Source organism: Pseudomonas sp. 1928-m (genome assembly GCF_029269135.1).
In the GTDB taxonomy this organism is placed as follows: domain Bacteria; phylum Pseudomonadota; class Gammaproteobacteria; order Pseudomonadales; family Pseudomonadaceae; genus Aquipseudomonas.
The window spans coordinates 1-16,559 of the sequence record NZ_JARIXO010000005.1 but is presented as its reverse complement, the minus strand read 5'-3'; the positions used below and the strand labels follow the sequence as shown (position 1 = coordinate 16,559).

Here is a 16,559-nt window from a genome sequence, read left to right as displayed (position 1 = left end):
AAGTTGGCTTGTGAGAATGCTGCTTGCTGGCGAGTATACATTTGTCTACCTTGGTATACAGCTGTATACGCCAGCAATAAACATAACAGGAGCTTGGCCATGAATGCACCCGTCTCACCCCCTTCTGCCACCCGCCACTGCAAGGTCGCCATTATCGGTACGGGCTTCTCCGGCCTGGGCATGGCCATCCGCCTGAAGCAGGCCGGCGAACATGACTTCCTGCTGTTCGAGAAAGAAGCCGGCGTCGGCGGCACCTGGCGGGTGAACAATTACCCGGGCTGTGGCTGTGACGTGCAATCGCATCTGTATTCCTTTTCGTTCGAGCAGAACCCCAACTGGACGCGCATGTTCGCCAAACAGCCGGAGATCCAGGGTTATCTGGAAAGCTGCTGGGCCAAGTACCGCCTGCAGAACCACACCCAGTTGAACACCGAAATCACCCGCCTGGCCTGGGATGAGCAGCAGGAGCTGTGGCAGATCAGTGACAGCGCTGGCAACAGCTACACCGCGCAGTTCGTGGTGTCCGGCATGGGCGCGCTGTCCACCCCGTCGATTCCGGCGCTCAAGGGCCTGGGCGATTTCACCGGCAAGATCTTCCACTCGCAGCAGTGGGATCACAGCTATGACCTCACCGGCAAGCGCATCGCGGTGATCGGCACCGGCGCCTCGTCGATCCAGTTCGTGCCGCAGATCCAGAAGCAGGTCAGCCAGCTAGACCTCTACCAGCGCACCGCGCCGTGGATCATGCCCAAGCCCGACCGCGCTATCAGCGAGCGTGAACGCAACCGCTTCAAGCGTTTCCCGCTGCTGCAGAAGCTCTGGCGCGGCACCATCTACGCCCTGCTGGAAAGCCGGGTGATCGGCTTTGCCATGCTGCCCAAGGTGATGACCATCGCGCAGAAAGTCGGCAAGTGGTACATCAACAAGCAGATCAAGGACCCGGTCCTGCGCGCCAAGGTCACCCCGGATTATCTGATGGGCTGCAAACGCGTGCTGATCTCCAACGATTACTTCCCGGCGCTGACCCAGCCCAACGTTGACCTGATCACCGACGGCATCGAGGAAATCCGCAGCGGCAGCATCCGCACCGTGGACGGTAAAGAGCGCGAGATCGACGCGATCATCTTCGGCACCGGTTTCACCCCGAGCGACCCGCTGCCGCGCGGCGTGGTGTTTGGTCGCGGCGGCGTCGACCTACTCGATACCTGGCCAGAAGGCCCACAGGCCTACAAAGGCACCCTGACCGCCGGCTTCCCCAACCTGTTCTTCCTGATGGGGCCGAACACCGGGCTGGGCCACAACTCGATGGTCTATATGATCGAGTCGCAGATCCATTACGTGCTGGGCGCGCTCAAACTGGTGGGTGAGCAAGAATTGCAGAGCCTGGAGGTCAAGCAGGCGGTGCAGGACAAATTCAACGGCAAGCTGCAAGGCAGCCTGGGCAACACCGTATGGAATGCCGGCGGCTGCACCAGCTGGTACCTGCACCCGGTCAGCGGCCGCAACTGTACGGTATGGCCGGGCTTTACCTGGCGTTTTCGCCTGCTGACGCGCAACTTTGACCCGGCGGCCTATCATTTCAGCCGTAAACACGCGGCACACCCGGCGCAGAACAGCGCTATCCAGTTGACTGCCCAGGAGGCCAGCGCATGAAGTCGTTTGAAAATAAGGTAGCCGCCATCACCGGCGCCGGTTCCGGCATCGGCCGCGCCCTGGCTTTCGGCCTGGCTCGTCAGGGTTGCCAGCTGGCGCTCTCCGATGTGAATGCCGAAGGCCTGGCAGAAACCGCCGCCCAGGCGCGCAAGCTCGGTGTGCAGGTCAGCGAAACCCTGGTCAACGTTGCCGACCGTGAAGCCGTGCATGCCTGGGCGGACCAGGTGGTGGCTGAGTTCGGCCGGGTCAACGCGATCTTCAACAACGCTGGCGTGGCCCAGGGCGGCACCGTGGAAGGCAATGACTACGCCGACTACGAGTGGATTATGAACATCAACTTCTGGGGCGTGGTCAACGGCACCAAGGCCTTCCTGCCGCATATCAAGGCCTCGGGCAGTGGCCATATCGTCAACGTCTCCAGCGTCTTCGGCCTATTCGCCCAGCCGGGCATGAGCGCCTACAACGCCAGCAAGTTCGCCGTGCGCGGCTTTACCGAGTCGCTGCGCCAGGAGCTGGACATGGCCGATTGCGGTGTATCGGCCAGCTGCGTGCACCCTGGCGGGATCAAGACCAACATCGCCAAGACCGCGCGGATGAATGCCAGCCTGAGCAACGTCACCGGCCAGGATGCCGACAAGGCGCGTCAGCAGTTCAACGATCAGTTGCTGCGCACCACGCCGGAGAAAGCCGCCCAGGTAATCATCAACGGCGCGCTGGCGAACAAGCGGCGCATCCTGATCGGCCCGGACGCCTACGCCCTGGATGGCATGCAACGCCTATGGCCGGCCTTCTATCAGCGCCTGGTAACCGCTTCCATGCGCCTGGCCGCGCGCTTTGCACCGAAAGGCTCAAGCAAGAAAGCCCAGGCTGCCGTGGAGTAATCGGCAACAGCTCAAGCCCCAGCGCCGCAGGTGTCTGGGGCTTTTTTATGCCTGCCATCCCTGGCAGCCACCCTACGGGCCGTCGCTGTGCGACGTTAAAAATGGCTCCCGGCCATTTTTTATGCCTAACGTTTGTCTGTGCGGGATGAATACCGCGCGCATTCAATTGGCATAACAGTAGTTGGCGCGATAAATTGTCGGCACCTGTCCCATACCGCTGGAGAATGCCATGAACACGCAAGACCCTTGCGCCRAACTGCTGCTCGATAACCAGCTGTGCTTTGCCCTGTATTCGACGTCGCTGCTGTTGACCAAGGTCTACAAGCCGCTGCTGCAGGAGCTGGGCCTGACCTACCCGCAGTACCTGGCGATGATGGTGCTCTGGGAAAGCGATGGCATCACCGTCGGCGATATCAGCAGCCGTATGCTGACCGACCCCGGCTCCGTCACCCCGCTGCTCAAACGCCTGGAAGCCGAAGGCCTGCTCAAGCGCACCCGCAGCAGTGTCGACGAGCGTGTGGTCGAACTGTTCCTCACCGACAAGGGCCGCAACCTGCGCGAACAGGCCAAACGCATCCCCGGCTGCATCCTTACCGCCACTCAGCAATCCGCTGCGGAGCTCGGCGCGCTCAAGGCTGAGCTGGTCGCCCTACGCAGCAGCCTGCAGCAAGCCGTGTAAGCACCTGGGCGACAGACCTGTCGCCCGCCCCAGCGGTCTGGTTAAACAGATCGCGTCACGTATCCCCCGTCATTTCCCCGCTCCGTACAATAATTTCGCCCTGCCGCCACGCTCAAAAAATCGCGCAATCGCCCGCCAATCCTCGCTTATGCCCGAACAAAGCAGCGCTTATCGCTAAATGATCAGAAATATATCTTGCGCGCTAAATTAATGAGCACTAGAGTTCACCCCATGGAACTGATTAGCGCACAAAACATTAGCGCGAAAAGACCGCGAAAACCTGCAGTTGTCTTCACTCACCCAACAACCTGACTGTCGTGGAGAACCGTTATGAAAATCCTGATCGCTTTCACCGCCCTGCTCGCCCTTTCCGCCCCAGTTCTGGCTGACGACAGCCAGGCAGATGGCAAAGGCCTTTACCCAAACTGGCTGATCAGCCACGAAGGTTAATCGCCACCTGACACCGCAACGCCTTAAACAAACCACCCCAAACAGCTCCGAGGATTACCACCATGTCGATTCAAACCATTGCTTACCGTGCCTACGCAGAAGCCACTGGCGGCCGTGACGGCCGTGCCATCTCCTCCGACGGCGTACTCGACGTCGCCCTGACCACCCCGAAAGAACTTGGCGGTGCAGGCGGTGCGGGCACTAACCCCGAGCAGCTGTTCGCAGCGGGCTACTCGGCCTGCTTTATCGGCGCGATGAAGTTCGTCGCCGGCCGCGACAAGCTGGCAATGCCTGCGGACGCCTCGATTGAAGGTGTCGTAGGGATCGGCGCGATCCCCAACGGTTTCGGCATCGAAGTCGAACTGCGCATCAGCCTGCCGGGCATGGACCGTGAGCAAGCGCAGACCCTGATCGAGCGTGCACACATCGTCTGCCCGTACTCCAACGCCACCCGCGGCAATATCGACGTCACCCTGACGCTGCTCGACTAACCCGCCACTCATCCGGCCGCTGCCAGTCAGCGGCCCGCCCCAGGAGGCTGCACATGAACATCAAACACCGTTTGTCGATCGCCGTACTCGCCCTTGCCGTCAACAGCGCATTTGCCGCTGGTAGCCCCGGGGTGGAGCGCAATACCCAAGATTTCCTCAATGCCCTAGCCGCTGGCGGTGGCACACCGCTGGAACAGATGACGCCCAAAGAAGCCCGCGCCGTATTGGTCGGCGCGCAGGCTGGGGTCAAGGTCGATGTATCGGGCATAAAAGTGGCCGACAAGACCATCGAAATCGATGGCCAGTCGATCCAGCTCAAAGTTGTGCGCCCGGCTGATGCCCAGGGCACGCTGCCGGTCTTTATGTTCTTCCACGGTGGCGGCTGGGTACTCGGTGACTATCAGACCCACGAACGTCTGATCCGTGACCTGGTGGTGGGCTCCGGCGCTGCGGCGGTGTATGTCGATTATACCCCGTCACCCGAAGCCAAGTACCCGACCGCAATCAACCAGGCCTACGCCGCAACCCAATGGGTGGCGCAGCACGGCGCGCAGATTGGTGTCGACGGCAAACGCCTGGCAGTGGCCGGCAACAGTGTGGGCGGCAATATGGCCGCTGTGGTCAGCCTGATGGCCAAAGACAAAGGCACCCCGGCGATCAAATTCCAGCTGCTGCTGTGGCCGGTCACCGACGCCAACTTCAACAACGCCTCCTATAACCAGTTCGCCGACGGTCACTTCCTCAGCAAGAGCCTGATGCAGTGGTTCTGGGATAACTACACCAGCGACCCGAAACAGCGCGCCGAAATCTACGCCTCGCCGCTGCAGGCATCGGTTGAACAACTGAAAGGCTTGCCGCCTGCCCTGGTGCAAACCGCCGAGTTCGACGTGCTGCGTGATGAAGGCGAAGCCTATGCACGCAAGCTGGACGCCGCTGGGGTCAACGTCACCGCCGTGCGCTACAACGGCATGATCCATGACTTCGGCTTGCTCAACGTGATCAGCCAGATCCCCGGCACGCAAAGCGCCATGCAGCAAGCCGCCGCCGCGCTGAAAGCCAACCTCAAGTAACCCGCGTTACAACAAAACGCCCCAATACGCTTAGCGTGCCGGGGCGTTCTGCTGTTCAAGCGGCCTCACACTGCAAGCGCTGCAGCAGGCCTTGCTGCAATGCCTGGTCGAATGTCTGCTGCAACAGCGGCGCAGCGAAGAATCCCTGCAACGCCGCTGTCGATTGCCAACGGCTCTGCAACTGCCACTGCACCGCATCATCCGGCAGCTGCTGCAGCTCAACCCCCAGGCAACCGGGCATGATTTGCATGGACTCAGCCAAACCATGCAGACACAACCCCAACTGCTCGGTGCGTCCCGCCCTGGCATGCAGCACTGCGCTATGACTTAGCATCGGCTTGCTCTCCAGACATGCAAACTCAATAAGGACTGGCAGTCGGCCGCACGATCAGCTCGCTGACGTCGACATCCGCCGGCTGCTCGACCGCATAGGCGATGGCACGGGCAATCGCATCCGGGGTGATGGCAACCTTGCGAAACGCCTTCATCGCTTCACGGCTCGACTCATCGGAAATGCTCTCGGCCAGCTCCGACTCGACCACGCCCGGCGATACCAGGGTCACGCGAATATCGCCGCCCACTTCCTGGCGCAAACCTTCGGAGATGGCGCGCACCGCATATTTGGTTGCGCAATACACCGCACCGGTCGGCACCACACTGTAGGCGCCAATGGAGGCGATATTGACGAACTGACCGCTGCGCTGACGCTGCATCACCGGTAACGCCGCGGCGATGCCGTGCAGCACGCCACGGATGTTCACGTCGATCATGCGGTTCCACTCATCGACCTTGAGCACATCCAGGCGCGACAGCGGCATAACCCCGGCGTTGTTGATCAGCACATCAATGCGGCCGTGCTGCGCCAGGGCGGCGTCGACAAACGCCTGAGTGTCGGCCTGGCTGGTCACGTCCAGACGACGATAATCGGCGTTACCGCCTGCCTCGCGGATTTCGCTGACCAACTGCTCCAGGCGCTCGGTACGCCGTGCGCCGAGCAACATCCGCGCGCCCTTCTCGGCCAGCAAACGTGCGCAGGCCTCACCGATACCGCTGCTGGCGCCGGTGATCAGAATGACTTTGTCTTGGATATTCAACATGGCCGAATCCTCTGCTGGTAAGCGGCAAGGGTTGCCGCGACAACAACAGATTCAGTGACATGGCGCATTCAGGGTTAGACGATTTCTGGCGAATAATTGCCTAAAGCTGCAACCCGTTAATTTGGTAAGACTTACCGAACGCAGTCCATGAATAGCTCAATATTGCACTGATAACCCATAAAGCCTGGCCTTTTGCCTAATGCTGGCGAATTATTGCCTGATCCTGCAGCGCCTTATCTTCAACGCAGACTTGCCTGAAAAACCGGGATAATCTGCAACCAGCAGCAGGAGCTAGCCGATGACATCACCCACAATCCTCTCAGCTCTCGACGACACCCTGGCCCCGCGCCAGGCTGAGTTGGCCGCCCTGATCCAGCGGCAATGCCCGGGGGACGGCCTGCATGGCAGCGCAATTGCTGGCCTCGACCTGGCCTGTGCGACCCAGCCCAGCCTGCCCGTGCCGACGCTGTATCGGCCCTGCCTGTGCATCATTGCCCAGGGCCGCAAGGATGTGCGCCTTGGCGATGAGCAATACACCTATGACCCGCTGAACTACCTGGTGGCCTCCGTCACCCTGCCGGTAACCGGCCAGGTAATCGGCGCAACCCCCGAGCAGCCCTACCTGAGCCTGCGCCTGGAGATTGATCCGGCGCTGATCACCAGCCTGATCGCCGACATCGGCCCCATCGGCGTGCCTAATCCTGGCCCACGTCGGGCGCTGTATCTGGATCGCCTGGATACTCAATTGCTCGACGCAGTGTTGCGCCTGCTGCGTCTGCTGGACACCCCACGCGATATCGCCATGCTTGCGCCGTTGGCTCTGCGCGAGATTTTCTACCGGCTACTGCACAGCCCGCAGGGTCACCGGCTGCACGAAATCGCCATCGCCGACAGCCAGGGCCAGCGCATCAGCCGCGCCATCGAATGGCTGAACCTGCATTTCGACCAGCCGCTGCGCATCGAGGACCTGGCCCGCGAGGTCAACCTCAGCACCTCAACCCTGCATCACCGTTTCAAGGCCGTCACCGCTCTCAGTCCACTGCAGTACCAGAAGCAATTACGCCTGCAGGAAGCGCGGCGCCTGATGCTCTGCGAGGGGCTGGAAGCAGCTTCAGCCAGTTACCGCGTCGGCTATGAAAGCCCCTCGCAGTTCAGCCGCGAATACAGCCGCCTGTTCGGCGCGCCACCGCTGCGCGATCTGGCACGCTTACGCAGCTCGGCATAGCGCGGCGAAAAGCAGACTGAAACACAAACGCCCCGGCGCTTTTCAAGAGCGCCGGGGCGTTTTACTTGGGCCAAGTTACCGCTTCAGCAGGCAAAACTGGCCATAAATCGTTACCGGCAACAGCATTTAGCAGATACTTAACCGCCCTGCAGCCCAGGTAAATAGGGCCTTTACGGAGTATGGGCAGAGAAAAATATGAATAATTAACGTTAAACCCAACACTTCCCGTAAAAACGGCCTATTATGGCTGAGCTGACTTGTAGTTATCAGCAAAACCGCATAGGTGCTATGAGCACTCTGGCACCGCACTTCGTATCGATTTAAGAGACACACCATGGCAAATCGCGAAACTGGCACCGTCAAATGGTTCAACGATGAGAAAGGCTTCGGCTTCATTACCCCGACTAACGGCGGCGATGACCTCTTCGTTCACTTTAAAGCCATCCAAAGCGACGGTTTCAAAAGCCTGAAAGAAGGCCAGACTGTTACCTACGTGGCCGCTCGCGGTCAGAAAGGTATGCAAGCTGAAGAGGTACAGGTGGCCTAAGCCCCTGTCCTGCTTTAAAACAAACCCCGCGCTCGCGGGGTTTGTTTTATCTGACGTTTGGAAAACCTGCCTACTTCATAAGCCCATCTGCTTGCTGATGATTTCGTTCATGATTTCACGCGAGCCACCACCAATCGACAGAATGCGGTTATCGCGGTACAGCCGCTCCACCAGGCTTTCGCGCATATAACCCATGCCCCCCATGATCTGCACCGCATCGTAGGTCAGTCGATCAGCAATATCAGTGGCAAAGTTCTTGGCCATGGATATTTCCTTGATCACGCTTTTACCCGCCGCCATCTTCGCCGCTTGCCGATAGGTAAAGTCGCGCGACACTTCAAGCTGGGTCGCCATTTCCGCCAGACGATGCTTAAGCACCTGGAACTTGCCAATAGGCTTGCCGAACGCTTCTCGTTCTTTGGCCCATTTCAATGCTTCTTCAAGCGCCAACTGCGCCGTCATATTCGCCATGATCGCCAGCGATAGCCGCTCGCTCTGGAAATTCGCCATGATGCAGGCAAAGCCCATGTTCTCGGCACCGATCAAGTTGCCTACCGGTACCCTGCAGTCGTCAAAGAACAACTCTGCCGTATCCGATGCCCACCAGCCCATTTTCTTCAGCTTGCGCCCCACGGTAAAACCAGGCGTGCCCTTCTCTACCAGCAGCAGGCTGACGCCGCCATAACCATCGCCGCCGGTACGCACGGCAACTGTGTAGTAATCCGCACGCACGCCACTGGTGATAAAGGTTTTGCTGCCGCTGACGCGATAGAAGTCGCCATCTCGCACCGCGCGGGTTTTCAGATTGGCCACATCCGAGCCACCGGACGGCTCGGTCACCGCCAGGGCCATGATTTTTTCACCGGCCAGCACTTGCGGCACAATGCGCTCGCGCAGCTCCGGTTTGGCCCACTTCACTACGGGTGGCAAACCAATATCCAGCGAGCCAAGGCCTGCCACTAGACCGCCAGAGCCTGAGCGCATCAACTCCTCGCTGGCCGCGACCTTGGCAAAGACATCACCTTCATGACTGCCGCCAAAAGCCTCTGGATAGCCAATCCCGAGAATCCCCGCAGCACCGGCCTTGAGATAGAGCTCGCGAGGAAACTCCTCGGCCTCCTCCCAATCATTGATATGCGGCAGAATTTCGCGCTCGACAAAGCGCCTGACCGAATCACGCACCAGCTGATGGGATTCGTCGAAATATTCCTGAAAGGCAGACATGAGGTATTCCCACTGAGGTTTCAGGGAAATTACCAAGCGCTTGCTTGGTTTACAAGAAGGGGATTACGCCATGCATCAGGGCGATCAAGCCGCCGACAACTCGCGAGTCTAGAGTTGGATGGGCCGGCGCCCGGCAATCGAATGCGCCAGGGTGCCCCCGTCAACCAACTCCAGCTCGCCACCCAACGGCATGCCGTGAGCAATGCGCGAGGCAATCAGGCCTTTGCCCGCCAGCAGCTGAGCGATGTAATGGGCGGTGGCCTCGCCTTCTACAGTCGGGTTGGTGGCCAGAATCACCTCGATGAAACTGCCGGCAGCAATCCGCGCCAGTAGCTCGGGAATACCAATCGCTTCTGGGCCGAGACCGTCGAGCGGCGACAAATGCCCCTTGAGCACAAAGTAGCGCCCGCGAAACCCAGTGTGCTCGACCGCATACACATCCATCGGCCCCTCAACCACACACAGCAGGCTGTCGTCACGCCGCGGGTCCAGACACAGCTGGCACACCTCGTCCTCGCTCAGACTACGACACTGCTTGCAGTGACCGACCCCTTCCATCGCCTGCGTCAGCGCCTGGGCCAGGCGCAAGGCACCGGAGCGATCCCGCTCAAGCATCTGCAAGGCCATACGCTGAGCAGTCTTTTGCCCAACACCGGGAAGAATGCGCAGGGAATCGATCAGGTGGCGGATCAGCGGACTGAAGCTCATGGGAAATACTCGATGACTAGTAACGCTTACCAACAAAACCCAACAGAGCTATTGGGCCCTGACAGATCAAAGCTCAGGCAGGCGCGGGCTGAGGATACCCACACCTGCTTGCAGCGCAGCCATGTGCGCTGACCTGATGCTTTTTAGAACGGCATTTTGAAGCCTGGTGGCAACTGCATGCCGGCAGTCATACCGGACATCTTGTCCTGGCTGTTCTGCTCGACCTTGCGTACAGCATCGTTTACCGCTGCAGCGATCAGGTCTTCAAGGATTTCCTTGTCTTCCTGCATCAGGCTGTCATCCAGGCTGACACGCTTGACGTCGTGACGGCCAGTCATGACCACGCTGACCAGCCCAGCACCGGATTGACCGGTTACTTCGGCGTTTGCCAGCTCTTCCTGCATCTTCTGCATTTTTTCCTGCATTTGCTGAGCCTGCTTCATCAGGCCGGCCATGCCACCTTTCATCATGGTCTAAGTCCTCGGTAATTAGGGGTTAACGGAAGTATCCAGGGGTTCAATGCTGTCTGCGCGGATAACCGCAGCAAACTGCTGAATCATTTGTTGAATAACCGGGTCCTGATGGATCGAGGCCTCGGCCTCGCGCTGACGATTGGCGCGCTTACTCGCCGCTGCCTGCGCCGGCGTCTCCTGCTCAGGCTTGCACAGCTCGATCAATACCTTGAGCTCGCGCCCGTGAAACTGATTGAGCGCATCATTCAGGCGCCGCTGCTGGGTTGGGTTGAACAGCGCAGAATGCGCAGGGTCCAGGTGCAGCAACCAGTTATCGCCCTCAACGCTGATCAGGGTGCAGTTGGCGCCGATGCTGCCGGTCATCCCGGACAAGCCGAGCTTCGGGAACAACTCCAGCCAGTCAGCCGCCAGCCCGGTCGCTGGCTGCGCCGCCGGCAACACTTCCGGCTCTGCAGATGCGCTGCGCTCTACTGCATCAAAATCGTAATCAAACGACTCGGCGTCCATCTCGACATAGTCGTAGTCACCCAGCGGCGGCTCATCGTCATCCGCATCAGGTAGCTGCACAGACTCGGCCGGCTGCGACTCAAGCACTACGGGCTGCACTGTCTCAGCAATCACTTCTGGAGCAATAGTCGCGACAGGCTCAGCCACCTCAGCAACCGGCGCCTGAGCCTGCTCTTCCCAAGGCAGATCAACAACAGCAGCGGCAGGTGCAGGTGCAGGTGCAGGTGCAGGTGCAGGTGCAGGTGCAATTTCGACCGACGACGGTTGCGCCGCAACCACTTCGGCAACCTTAGGTTCTGCCTGCGCTTGCGGCACGACGGCGGCAGGAACCTCAGGCACCTCCACAGGCGTGACAGCGACCGCCTCTACAACAGCGGCTGGCTGCGGCGCAGGAGAAGTCGCAACAGGTACGCTGACCGGTGCAGCGATAGCCGCACCGGCCACTGGGTTGGTCGAAGGATCAGCAGTGGCCTGACTAATCCCCAGCGGCTTTAGCGCCACCCTCGGCGCATCGTGGGTATCCGCCGGGCGGAAGGCCAACATACGCAACAGCACCATCTCGAAGCCGCTGCGCGGATCAGGCGACAACGGCAGATCGCGGCGCCCAATCAAACCCATTTGATAATAAAACTGCACGTCTTCGCTAGGCAGAACCCTGGCCAGTTCAAGCACTCGCTCACGATCTCCCTGACCATTATCCACGGCCTCGGGCAGCGCCTGGGCAATGGCTACTCGGTGCAGTACGTTGAGAATCTCGGACAGTACGCCATTCCAATCCGGCCCCTGCTCCGCCAGATGCCGTACAGCCTCAATCAAAGCGCGCGCATCACCCTCCAGCAGAGCGTGCAACACACCATAGACCTGCCCATGATCAAGCGTACCGAGCATGGCGCGCACATCGGCGGCCAGCACCTTACCCTCACCAAAGGCAATCGCCTGATCGGTCAAACTCATCGCATCGCGCATAGAGCCGTCGGCCGCGCGCCCGAGCAACCAAAGCGCGTCATTTTCGAACGGAATGTTTTCCGCTGCCAGAACATGGGTGAGGTGATCAACCACCCGCTCCGGCGGCATATTCTTCAGTGAAAACTGCAAGCAGCGCGACAACACGGTGACCGGCAGCTTCTGCGGGTCAGTGGTCGCCAGGAGGAATTTGACGTGGGGTGGCGGTTCTTCCAGAGTCTTCAACAGCGCGTTGAAGGAACTGGTGGAAAGCATGTGCACTTCGTCGATCAGGTAGACCTTGAAGCGTCCACGGCTCGGCGAGTACTGCACGTTGTCGAGCAGCTCGCGGGTGTCTTCAACCTTGGTACGGCTGGCAGCATCGACTTCGATCAGATCAATAAAGCGACCCTCATCGATCTCTTTGCAAATCGAACAAACACCACAAGGCGTCGAGCTGATGCCAGTCTCGCAATTCAGGCACTTGGCAATAATCCGCGCAATGGTGGTTTTACCCACACCACGGGTACCCGTGAACAAATAGGCATGGTGCAGACGCTGGCTATCGAGCGCATTGATCAGCGCCTTGAGCACATGCGTCTGGCCAACCATTTCGTTGAACGAGCGCGGACGCCACTTGCGTGCAAGAACCTGATAACTCATCGAAACCCGTCACGAGAGGAAAGCAAAAGTGGGGCTAATCCTAACGGAGCATGGGGCAAATTGCATCCGATGCGCAGCCCACTAATGGCAAGCCTGCAGCATTGCCTGCAAATAAACTGGCGAAAAATTAACCAGGCAGGTATCATCCGCCCCGTTCGTACCACGCTGTAAGTCAATCAGGCCTTTTGGCCCCCTCGATGGTTTCCAGGTAAGAGCGCATCACCCAAGGGTAATGCCGCACAGCTCTAACCCATATCCCAACCTGCTGACTGATCTGGCAGTCCCGCGCAAGCGCTGACTCAAGCCCGCCTCCGACGTACCGACCCGCACACCGCAACCATTATGGAAACTTGTGCGCGCAGTCCAGCTCCTATCTGCACATGCAATCGACACATTAAGTCGACAGCCTGGAGCTTTATTTAGCGCAATGATGCGCCTGTTGTTTTAGGAAATACCAAAAAATGAATACTCAACACCAAATTCAGGATGCTATTCGCACCCTCTCTAGTGCATTTGCACCTTTTGATTGCCGCATCCTGGCCGCCCGCAAAGGCAGCTTCAGCTTCACCATCGTCAACGATGCGGGCATCGCCAAGCACAGTCAGCGTCTGTACCCCGGCCAGTACAGCGGCGCCCACCTGGAACAGGTCATCGAGCGCGCCCGGCAGTCACTGACTCCCTGATTAATGAGGTCCGCGAACCATCGAGCATCTTCAGGGTCTGAAGCTATCACCCTCAGGATGGAGCATGGTCATGGACAACATTAACCGCGAACTCGTTGAACAGCTGTTTGCCCCGCTGCGCGCTACATTCAGCCCGCCCCGCCCCGATGGCGGGGTTGTGCTCTCTCTGCTGGATGCCAGCGACGCCACCGCATACAGCCGCGTACTCAGCGCAGCTCAACGCACCGACCCGCAAGCCTTCGCCCAAAGCCTGGAAGACATCCGCCTGGAACTCGCCATGCGCTCCGGCAGCATCCCAGCAGATATGCGTAAAGCGTTGAAGGAACAGGATAGCGTGCTTAGCTACCACACAAGCTAAGACCGGCTAGCGCCCTGCCAACCAGCAGGGCCGCTTACTTTGAAATCTCGACTGAACTGCATCAGCGCGTGAAAACCATTCAACAAGCGAGCTTTATTCGGCCAATCGCGCAAGCCAGGACATCAGCAACCCAGCCAATCCGTTTTCGAAAGCAATGGAACACAGTCACGCCAAGCGCGAATGCCTAATATGCGATAAATGAGTTTTTAGCAGAGATACGAATCGACTCGAAGGAATGAGCCGACACACAAGAGATTGGAGGCAACCCCACCAGCCACACCTCGGCACACAATGTCACCGCTGCGGCTGCTCCCTTCCAGGCCTGACCGGGTTCACGGCTGATCGTTGCGAGGGGACCGGCAGGGCCACCATAACGCAGCTCGCAGGAAGCGAGCCGCGCCATTGTACCGGCTTAAACCGAAGTTACAACCGTTTCAAACACTTAGCTAATTGAAACGGACACTACACACGAAACCGACCAACCAGGTTGCTCAAACCATGCGACAATTCAGATAGCCGCTGGCTGGCTTGGGCACTCTGCTCGGAGGTTTGCGCCGCCTCATTAGACAGATCACGAATGTCGCTGATATTGCGTGCAATCTCTTCGGTCACGCTGCTCTGCTCTTCGCAAGCTGTTGCGATCTGCGCGGTCATGTCATTGATACGCTGCACCGAGTCACTGGTATCAGTGAGCGCCTGATCCACTCCGGCCGCCTGCTCGACACTTTGCCTTGCCTTACTACTACCAGAATGAGTGGCTTTAACCGCATTCTGCACACCGATTTGCAGACGCTCAATCATCACCTGAATATCCTTGGTCGACTCCTGCGTACGCGCCGCCAGCGCACGCACCTCATCAGCCACAACCGCGAAACCGCGCCCCTGCTCTCCGGCACGCGCAGCCTCAATGGCCGCATTTAGTGCCAGCAAGTTGGTTTGCTCTGCAATACCCCTGATAACAGCCAAAACCGCACCGATATTGGCGGCTTCTTGCTCAAGGGTCTGAATGGTTGCCGATGCACTTTCAACTTCTTGCGCTAACTGGCGAATCGAGTTGATCGTGGCACCCACCACTTGCGCGCCCTCTCGTGACTGGGCTTCAGCACTACGAGCAGCATCAGCTGCATTTTGCGCATTACGCGCCACTTCATGCACAGCAGAGCTCATCTCCGTTGCTGCTGTGCTGACTTGGTCAACTGCCGCATGCTCACTGCTAATCAATCGATCATTGGCTGCGGCCATCCCAGCCAGACTTTGTGCAGAACTCTCGACCTCCCCGGTAACCCGGCCGACCTCCTTGATTAACGGCTGCAATTTATCGAGAAAGCGATTGAACGCGTGACTGAGCTTGCCTAATTCATCATTAGACAAAACGTCCAGACGCACCCGCAGATCGCCATCACCATCAGCAATTTGCTCAATACGATTAAGCAGATTATGCAACGGCCCAGTGACCAGAATTGGAAAACCAACCACTAGCACAAGGCAAACGACCAAGCCGATGGCAATAATCACGCCTTGCTGCCAGCTCAAGGTTTCGCCTAGGTTAATAGCTGCCAGCCCTTCAGCATTAGCCGCCGCATCATCCATCTCACCCAACTTGTCGATAGCAGTACGCATCACCTCAAACTGCTCTTCACTGCCGCCAAAGCTCAACACACTGGCTGCTTGCGGATCACTAGAAGCCAATTGCAAGACCTTTTGTGAAGTGGCCTTCCACCGTTCAAAACCCACATCGAACTGCGCGACCAATTGCATCGCCCCACTACCAGGCTGCATATCCGCGAACTTATGGACGCGGTCATAAGCCTGCTGCAGGTTTTCTGCATGCGCGGCAGTCAACGCCTCAGCATGTGCACCCGCGCCCTCATCAAGCAAGCTGCGCTCAGCAACAAACGCCTGATAGAGATCACGATCAGCATTCAGCAGTAGACTGATCCCGGGCAAGAATCGATTTGTCAGTTTCGTACTTGAATCTGCAACCTGAGTGATGCCTCGCATCCCCAAAATGCCCATAGAAACCAGCAAAATCGCCAGCAGCATAATCGGTAACGCAATTTTCCAACGAAACCCTAAATCAGCGAAGGCACGAAGCATGCTGGCTCTCCAGGACAATGGCCAAGTAGCATCAGCATAGACTACCGATCGCAGAGCGATATAAAGCTCCGCCCCCACTGCTACGCCTCATCCCAGCAGCTTATGGCACACTTGCAGCACGACCTCTCCCCCTATATCCGAACCAAGGAGCAGCACCATGGCGATGACCAAAGACCAACTGATCAGCGATATTGCAGAAGCCATAGACACACCGAAAAACACCGTACGCGCCGCACTCGAGCAGTTGAGTGAAATCGTCAGCGACGCACTGGAAAACAATGACGAAATCACTCTACCGGGGATTGGTAAATTCAAAGTGAGCGAGCGCCCCGCCCGCACCGGCCGCAACCCTCAAACAGGTCAAGCCTTGCAAATTGCAGCAAAGAAAGTCGTTAAATATGTGCCGGCAAAAGCACTGAGCGATGCAATCAACTGAATACCCTGGCGCGCTCTTGGGCGCGCCCTTACATAGCACTCTGTCCGATTTTCTCGACACAAAGTAAAACCCCCGACCAGTTTCCTGATCGGGGGTTTTGGTGTAGGTGCTTGACGATGACCTACTCTCACATGGGGAAACCCCACACTACCATCGGCGATGCATCGTTTCACTACTGAGTTCGGGATGGGATCAGGTGGTTCCAATGCTCTATGGTCGTCAAGCGATTCAGCGGAGATGTCGTGCTGCTTGCGCGGCTCGCTACCTCGAATTGGGTATGTGATGTCTTGGTTTGTAGTTGTGCAAATTTTCGGCTGTTGCAGTCTTCATAGAGACACACAAACATCAAATTGTTTGGGTGTTATATGGTCAAGC

Annotated in this window: 17 protein-coding genes, 1 rRNA gene and 1 other RNA gene; 10 read left to right on the top strand and 9 right to left on the bottom strand. The window is 58.4% G+C overall.

All coding sequences use genetic code 11. The features are described from left to right. The first annotated feature begins 99 nt into the window (after positions 1-99). The 5 genes from P3C18_RS15470 (at position 100) to P3C18_RS15450 (ending at position 5,224) form a co-directional block, all read left to right on the top strand. Positions 100-1,653, top strand: a complete 1,554-nt coding sequence (locus P3C18_RS15470; RefSeq protein ID WP_275962740.1) for an NAD(P)/FAD-dependent oxidoreductase — start codon at positions 100-102, stop codon at positions 1,651-1,653. Next, entirely contained in the window at positions 1,650-2,534 is an 885-nt protein-coding gene (locus P3C18_RS15465; RefSeq protein WP_275962739.1) for an SDR family NAD(P)-dependent oxidoreductase, read from the top strand. The genes P3C18_RS15470 and P3C18_RS15465 overlap by 4 nt, the downstream gene beginning before the upstream one ends. A gap of 229 nt (positions 2,535-2,763) precedes the next feature. Next, positions 2,764-3,213 carry a MarR family transcriptional regulator gene (locus P3C18_RS15460; protein ID WP_275962738.1) on the top strand — a complete coding sequence of 150 codons (450 nt, stop codon included), beginning with the start codon at positions 2,764-2,766 and terminating at the stop codon, positions 3,211-3,213. A 512-nt stretch (positions 3,214-3,725) separates the two neighbouring features. After that, on the top strand, positions 3,726-4,154 hold the full coding sequence (locus tag P3C18_RS15455; RefSeq protein ID WP_090256124.1) for an organic hydroperoxide resistance protein: 429 nt from the start codon (positions 3,726-3,728) through the stop codon (positions 4,152-4,154). Between the two features lie 53 nt (positions 4,155-4,207). Further along, positions 4,208-5,224, top strand: a complete 1,017-nt coding sequence (locus P3C18_RS15450) for an alpha/beta hydrolase (RefSeq protein WP_275962737.1) — start codon at positions 4,208-4,210, stop codon at positions 5,222-5,224. Positions 5,225-5,279: 55 nt separating this feature from the next. On the opposite strand, the gene P3C18_RS15445 is transcribed toward P3C18_RS15450, so the two are convergent. Together P3C18_RS15445 and P3C18_RS15440 are read right to left on the bottom strand one after the other, a co-directional pair. Further along, positions 5,280-5,558 carry an antibiotic biosynthesis monooxygenase gene (locus tag P3C18_RS15445; protein WP_275962736.1) on the bottom strand — a complete coding sequence of 93 codons (279 nt, stop codon included), beginning with the start codon at positions 5,556-5,558 and terminating at the stop codon, positions 5,280-5,282. A gap of 25 nt (positions 5,559-5,583) precedes the next feature. Beyond that, a complete protein-coding gene (locus tag P3C18_RS15440) occupies positions 5,584-6,321 on the bottom strand; it encodes an SDR family oxidoreductase (RefSeq protein ID WP_275962735.1) in 738 nt (245 codons plus the stop codon). Positions 6,322-6,619: 298 nt separating this feature from the next. On the opposite strand from P3C18_RS15440, the gene P3C18_RS15435 reads away from it, so the two are divergent. Then, complete coding sequence (locus P3C18_RS15435; RefSeq protein WP_275962734.1) at positions 6,620-7,546, top strand: AraC family transcriptional regulator; 927 nt, start codon at positions 6,620-6,622, stop codon at positions 7,544-7,546. 334 nt (positions 7,547-7,880) lie between these two features. After that, a complete protein-coding gene (locus P3C18_RS15430) occupies positions 7,881-8,093 on the top strand; it encodes a cold-shock protein (protein ID WP_069516724.1) in 213 nt (70 codons plus the stop codon). Between the two features lie 75 nt (positions 8,094-8,168). Here P3C18_RS15430 and P3C18_RS15425 read toward each other — a convergent pair whose 3' ends face one another. The 4 genes from P3C18_RS15425 to dnaX form a co-directional block, all read right to left on the bottom strand. After that, positions 8,169-9,317 carry an acyl-CoA dehydrogenase family protein gene (locus P3C18_RS15425; RefSeq protein ID WP_275962733.1) on the bottom strand — a complete coding sequence of 383 codons (1,149 nt, stop codon included), beginning with the start codon at positions 9,315-9,317 and terminating at the stop codon, positions 8,169-8,171. A gap of 108 nt (positions 9,318-9,425) precedes the next feature. Continuing rightward, a complete protein-coding gene (gene recR / locus P3C18_RS15420) occupies positions 9,426-10,025 on the bottom strand; it encodes a recombination mediator RecR (protein ID WP_275962732.1) in 600 nt (199 codons plus the stop codon). Positions 10,026-10,168: 143 nt separating this feature from the next. After that, positions 10,169-10,495, bottom strand: a complete 327-nt coding sequence (locus tag P3C18_RS15415) for a YbaB/EbfC family nucleoid-associated protein (RefSeq protein ID WP_090385942.1) — start codon at positions 10,493-10,495, stop codon at positions 10,169-10,171. 18 nt (positions 10,496-10,513) lie between these two features. Then, positions 10,514-12,610: a DNA polymerase III subunit gamma/tau gene (gene dnaX, locus P3C18_RS15410; protein ID WP_275962731.1), complete on the bottom strand. Its 2,097-nt coding sequence runs from the start codon at positions 12,608-12,610 to the stop codon at positions 10,514-10,516. Between the two features lie 461 nt (positions 12,611-13,071). Between dnaX and P3C18_RS15405 the strand changes: the two genes are divergently transcribed. Both P3C18_RS15405 and P3C18_RS15400 read left to right on the top strand, forming a co-directional pair. Then, entirely contained in the window at positions 13,072-13,293 is a 222-nt protein-coding gene (locus P3C18_RS15405; protein ID WP_275962730.1) for a hypothetical protein, read from the top strand. A 70-nt stretch (positions 13,294-13,363) separates the two neighbouring features. After that, on the top strand, positions 13,364-13,651 hold the full coding sequence (locus tag P3C18_RS15400) for a DUF3509 domain-containing protein (RefSeq protein WP_275962729.1): 288 nt from the start codon (positions 13,364-13,366) through the stop codon (positions 13,649-13,651). 265 nt (positions 13,652-13,916) lie between these two features. Here the strand turns inward: P3C18_RS15400 and ffs are convergent. Beyond that, positions 13,917-14,013, bottom strand: an RNA gene (ffs, locus tag P3C18_RS15395) — signal recognition particle sRNA small type. A 100-nt stretch (positions 14,014-14,113) separates the two neighbouring features. Beyond that, a complete protein-coding gene (locus tag P3C18_RS15390) occupies positions 14,114-15,748 on the bottom strand; it encodes a methyl-accepting chemotaxis protein (RefSeq protein WP_275962728.1) in 1,635 nt (544 codons plus the stop codon). A 157-nt stretch (positions 15,749-15,905) separates the two neighbouring features. On the opposite strand from P3C18_RS15390, the gene P3C18_RS15385 reads away from it, so the two are divergent. Next, positions 15,906-16,184 (top strand): HU family DNA-binding protein, encoded by a 279-nt coding sequence (locus P3C18_RS15385; RefSeq protein ID WP_275962727.1) that lies wholly within the window; start codon positions 15,906-15,908, stop codon positions 16,182-16,184. Positions 16,185-16,292: 108 nt separating this feature from the next. Here P3C18_RS15385 and rrf read toward each other — a convergent pair. After that, positions 16,293-16,408 (bottom strand): 5S ribosomal RNA (gene rrf / locus P3C18_RS15380). Positions 16,409-16,559 lie beyond the last annotated feature (151 nt).

What these genes read in the sequence shown, in the direction of transcription:
- P3C18_RS15470 (WP_275962740.1), top strand. Translation starts at nt 100, where the DNA reads ATGAATGCACCCGTCTCACCCCCTTCTGCCACCCGCCACTGCAAGGTC.
- P3C18_RS15465 (WP_275962739.1), top strand. Translation starts at nt 1,650, where the DNA reads ATGAAGTCGTTTGAAAATAAGGTAGCCGCCATCACCGGCGCCGGTTCC.
- P3C18_RS15455 (WP_090256124.1), top strand. Translation starts at nt 3,726, where the DNA reads ATGTCGATTCAAACCATTGCTTACCGTGCCTACGCAGAAGCCACTGGC.
- P3C18_RS15450 (WP_275962737.1), top strand. Translation starts at nt 4,208, where the DNA reads ATGAACATCAAACACCGTTTGTCGATCGCCGTACTCGCCCTTGCCGTC.
- P3C18_RS15445 (WP_275962736.1), bottom strand. Translation starts at nt 5,558, where the DNA reads ATGCTAAGTCATAGCGCAGTGCTGCATGCCAGGGCGGGACGCACCGAG.
- P3C18_RS15440 (WP_275962735.1), bottom strand. Translation starts at nt 6,321, where the DNA reads ATGTTGAATATCCAAGACAAAGTCATTCTGATCACCGGCGCCAGCAGC.
- P3C18_RS15435 (WP_275962734.1), top strand. Translation starts at nt 6,620, where the DNA reads ATGACATCACCCACAATCCTCTCAGCTCTCGACGACACCCTGGCCCCG.
- P3C18_RS15430 (WP_069516724.1), top strand. Translation starts at nt 7,881, where the DNA reads ATGGCAAATCGCGAAACTGGCACCGTCAAATGGTTCAACGATGAGAAA.
- P3C18_RS15425 (WP_275962733.1), bottom strand. Translation starts at nt 9,317, where the DNA reads ATGTCTGCCTTTCAGGAATATTTCGACGAATCCCATCAGCTGGTGCGT.
- recR (WP_275962732.1), bottom strand. Translation starts at nt 10,025, where the DNA reads ATGAGCTTCAGTCCGCTGATCCGCCACCTGATCGATTCCCTGCGCATT.
- P3C18_RS15415 (WP_090385942.1), bottom strand. Translation starts at nt 10,495, where the DNA reads ATGATGAAAGGTGGCATGGCCGGCCTGATGAAGCAGGCTCAGCAAATG.
- dnaX (WP_275962731.1), bottom strand. Translation starts at nt 12,610, where the DNA reads ATGAGTTATCAGGTTCTTGCACGCAAGTGGCGTCCGCGCTCGTTCAAC.
- P3C18_RS15405 (WP_275962730.1), top strand. Translation starts at nt 13,072, where the DNA reads ATGAATACTCAACACCAAATTCAGGATGCTATTCGCACCCTCTCTAGT.
- P3C18_RS15400 (WP_275962729.1), top strand. Translation starts at nt 13,364, where the DNA reads ATGGACAACATTAACCGCGAACTCGTTGAACAGCTGTTTGCCCCGCTG.
- P3C18_RS15390 (WP_275962728.1), bottom strand. Translation starts at nt 15,748, where the DNA reads ATGCTTCGTGCCTTCGCTGATTTAGGGTTTCGTTGGAAAATTGCGTTA.
- P3C18_RS15385 (WP_275962727.1), top strand. Translation starts at nt 15,906, where the DNA reads ATGGCGATGACCAAAGACCAACTGATCAGCGATATTGCAGAAGCCATA.